At 52.8% G+C, this 3,681-nt stretch carries 2 protein-coding genes and 2 pseudogenes; 1 reads left to right on the forward strand and 3 read right to left on the reverse strand.

The window, feature by feature from the left end:
* Positions 1-110 precede the first annotated feature (110 nt).
* The 3 genes and pseudogenes from istB to AAIR21_RS27375 all read right to left on the reverse strand — a co-directional run.
* The gene (istB, locus tag AAIR21_RS27365; protein ID WP_333168990.1) at positions 111-908 is read right to left on the reverse strand and encodes an IS21-like element helper ATPase IstB; all 798 of its coding nucleotides are present in this window, start codon (positions 906-908) and stop codon (positions 111-113) included.
* Positions 908-2,080, reverse strand: a complete 1,173-nt coding sequence (gene istA, locus AAIR21_RS27370) for an IS21 family transposase (protein WP_422702243.1) — start codon at positions 2,078-2,080, stop codon at positions 908-910. Before istA ends, istB begins: the two co-directional genes overlap by 1 nt.
* 101 nt (positions 2,081-2,181) lie before the next feature.
* Positions 2,182-3,057, reverse strand: a pseudogene (locus AAIR21_RS27375) (IS110 family transposase); the annotation flags it as partial.
* A 216-nt stretch (positions 3,058-3,273) separates the two neighbouring features.
* Between AAIR21_RS27375 and AAIR21_RS27380 the strand changes: the two are divergent.
* A pseudogene (locus tag AAIR21_RS27380) lies at positions 3,274-3,384 on the forward strand (integrase core domain-containing protein); the annotation flags it as partial.
* Between the last annotated feature and the right edge of the window lie 297 nt (positions 3,385-3,681).

The raw sequence follows: 3,681 nt of genomic DNA on the forward strand, positions 1-3,681 counted from the left end.
GTGGGCAGCAGCCTGCTGGCCCGTATCCTGGTCGGAAAATATGTGGAGCACACGCTGTCAACGCCAAGGTTTATGACCGTTTTTCGCCATTTTTAATGTCCGCTATTTGCTCACTTCTGTTGTCCACTTTCCGCCATTTCATCATCACTGATTGGCGTTGCGTTTTTGGCCAACACTCCGGCTTTGCGTTTTTCCTTCAGCCGGTAACTTTCCCCTTTGATATTCACTGTCGTTGAGTGGTGCAACAACCGATCCAGGATCGCCGTTGCCAGTACATTATCGCCGAACATCTCTCCCCAGTCTGCGAAGCCTTTGTTCGACGTCAGGATGATGCTCGCCTTTTCATACCGACGGTTCAGTAACCGGAAGAACAGGCTGGCTTCCTCTCGGTTCATCGGCAGATAGCCTATTTCGTCCAGGATCAGCAACCGGGCATAACTTAGTTGCTGTAGCTGGCGCTCCAGTCGGTTTTCCAGCTTCGCCTTCATCAGCGTCGCGATCAGTCTGTCCAGTGGCATGAAGAGTACCCTGTGCCCCGCATCCGCCGCTTTCACGCCGAGAGCAACGGCCAGATGGGTTTTCCCGACACCCGGAGGACCCAGCAGGATCACGTTTTCGCAGCGCTCCACGAACGCCAGACCAGCCAACTCCCTGACAACCTTACGATCGATGCCCGGCTGGAAGGTGAAGTCGAACTGCTCCAGCGTTTTGACCCATGGCAGACGAGCCTGCTTCAGCCGGGACTCCATGCCGCGCTGATGTCTGCCGTTCCATTCCTGCTGCAACGCCATACACAGGAACTCCCGATAGTTCAGCTCTTTTTTAGCCGCCTGCTCCAGCAGAGTTTCAACGTGATAGCTCAGGTGCTCCATTTTCAGACGGCTCAGCAGCGCTTCAAGTTCATGCATCACAGCAGCTCCTCATAAGCACTCAGAGGGCGATGCTCCACCATGCTGACCTGCTGCCAGAGCGGGGCATGGTGCTCAGGGACCGTCTGCCAGCCAGATGGTGCTGAACAGAGCCGATGCGATGCCACCTGCTGCTCATTACTGTAGATCCGCAGCTCGTCATCCAGCGATATACGTATCGAGACCGGTTGCCCGCACAGAGTTTCGGGAACACTGTAACGATTGCCGCCAACCTCGATATAACTGTCCCACGACACATGGCGGATGTCGAAGTAGCTGGTATCGAAGTCCGTATTCTGTAGCGGCTGCAGATGCTCCAGTTCCAGCGCGAAGCGCTGTTCTGGCGTCTGTCTGAACTGGCGAAGCTCCCGTTTATCAGCCACATCAGCCATCCACTGCTCCAGTTGTTGGTTAACATGGGCGAAGCTGTCGAACCTGCGGTACCGGACGAAGAAGTTCTCCTTAAGATATTTCACCATTCGTTCCACCTTGCCTTTGGTTCTGGCCCTGCGCGGACGGCAGGCGCGTGGCAGGAAGTTATAGTGGTCGGCCAGCAACAGGAACCCGGAGTTGAACACCACTTTTCCGTTGTTATTTTTCAGCACCGCCGCCTTCTGGTTATCAACCAGCACGGTTTTCACACTGCCACCGAAGTAGCGGAAGGCGCGGACCAGCGACTCATAGGTGTGTTCAGCGTCCTGCTTTGGTGCGGCAAAGACATGGAAGCGACGGGAGAACCCCAGCGTATTCACCGCGAAGTTAACTTTGCATCGCTGTCCTGCGACCTCCACCTCGACTTCGCCCCAGTCGTGCTGCAGCTGGTAACCGGGCTGGGTTTCGAAGCGGACTGTTTTCTTTGATGGCCGCATTTGGCGTTTGGGCTGGATGTAGTAACGCAGCATGGAGCGACCACCGCTGTAACCCATCGCTTTAATTTCCGCGAGAATGACCTCGCCATTCCAGACATTTTCAGTCAGACGCGTGTCAATATAGTCCATGAACGGCTTCAGTTTGGCCATTTTGTGGCGCGTTTTTCTGGCCGGTGGTTCAGGGTATTTAAGATAGCGTCTGATGGTACGCTCCGAACAACCAACCTGAGTCGCAATGTCGACAATGTACGCACCTTGCTTACGCATTTGCTTTATCATGTAAAAGTCCTCTCTGTTCAGCATGTTGATGTCCTTTCTGGTGTGAGAACCTTAAGGAAACAACATGTTGGGTGGAGCGGACAATCCAAATGGTGAATTACCGTCTTATATCATTGGCGCTAACAACCAGACTGTGTGTCAATGTGCAGAATGAAAACCCGGGCACATTGCACCAGTAGTCGTCGCAGATTTTTGTTTCCACGTTTACTTATCCCCAGTAACGTGTTTTTCCCGCCGGTACTATACTGGCGTGGTACCAGGCCAGTTGATGCGGCAAAATCCCGACTGCTGGGATACTGTTTACCATCCCCCAACTGGGATGATAAGACGCTGGCGGTTATCGGTCCAATACCTGGAATTGTCATCAGATGTTGCCCTGTTTCGTCACGGGATAGCTCCTGCTCAAGTGCAACCTCAATCTCTGCAATCTGTTCCAGCAAATACTGGTAATGATTGTGGAGCCGAAGTAGTAACTGTTCCAGATAAGGAGGGAGCTCATTTTCCTCTAGCACTGTTGAAAGGCGTTTTATTACAGCCGTTCCTACTGGCATGCTGATGCCAAATTCCAGTAAAAACGCATCCATCTGATTGGTTGTTTTAACCCTGTCTCTGACCAGTGACTCCCTAACGCGGTGCAGCGCACGCATGGCTTGTTGAGCCTCCGTTCTGGATTGTACAAACCGCATGGAAGGGCGGGATGCAGCTTCACATATGGCTTCAGCATCAACAAAATCGTTTTTATTACTTTTTACAAAAGGGCGGACAAACTGCGGAGAAATGAGTTTTGCTTCATGTCCTAAATCCGCGATCCGACGAGCCATAAAGTGCGCGCCAGCGCAGGCTTCCATCACAACGGTAGCCGAAGCACATCCCCCAAGAAACTCAATGAGCTTGGCTCTGGTGAATTTCTTACGAAGAAGTGGTTTGCCGGATTTATCCTGACAGTGGATGTGGAAGGAATGTTTGCCGAGATCGATACCAATAAGCGTGACGTTTTGCATGATGGCCTCTCCAGAAAAAGAACACCCTGTCAGCGTACCGCACACAGGGTGGGGGTGACCATTTCATTAAAGCCCACGAAGCGCTGCGGGCGATTACGGAAAAAATTTAAGGAAGTGATCAATGGCAGGTACACCTGCGGATGTGGGATACGGGCTTCGTGGCATGACGGGAGACCCGACCTCCGCATCCCGCTTTGTCCGGGCGGTGTTGCTGGTACGGCAGTGCAGAACCTGGCGATGGCGTTCGAACATTATAACGAATGTCATCCGCACAGTGCGTTAGGCTACCGTTCGCCGCGGGAATACCTGCGACGCCGGCAGGCCTAAACAAGAGAGTCGATGAGTCTGGAGTTACAGGGGCAAATCCAGTCAGCACAGAAGACTGCGGGGGGCTGCCGGGGGTAAGAATGGCAGAGCATATTGCCAGCAGCTTTGCTATTCCGAAAGGACTGATTCGGGATAAGGGTGTTCCTGAGACTACACGCAGTGGATATCTGTGGCCGATCTCGGGCAAAAACGCTATTACATCAGAACCTGGGATAATCCCGTGCTGAATGGTGCAGGATTCGGTGATTTTGATATCAACGGCCCGGCAATGACCTGGTTTGTTATACCGAAAGAAAC

The organism is Enterobacter sp. PTB (assembly GCF_051130085.1).
Taxonomy (GTDB): domain Bacteria; phylum Pseudomonadota; class Gammaproteobacteria; order Enterobacterales; family Enterobacteriaceae; genus Enterobacter; species Enterobacter ludwigii.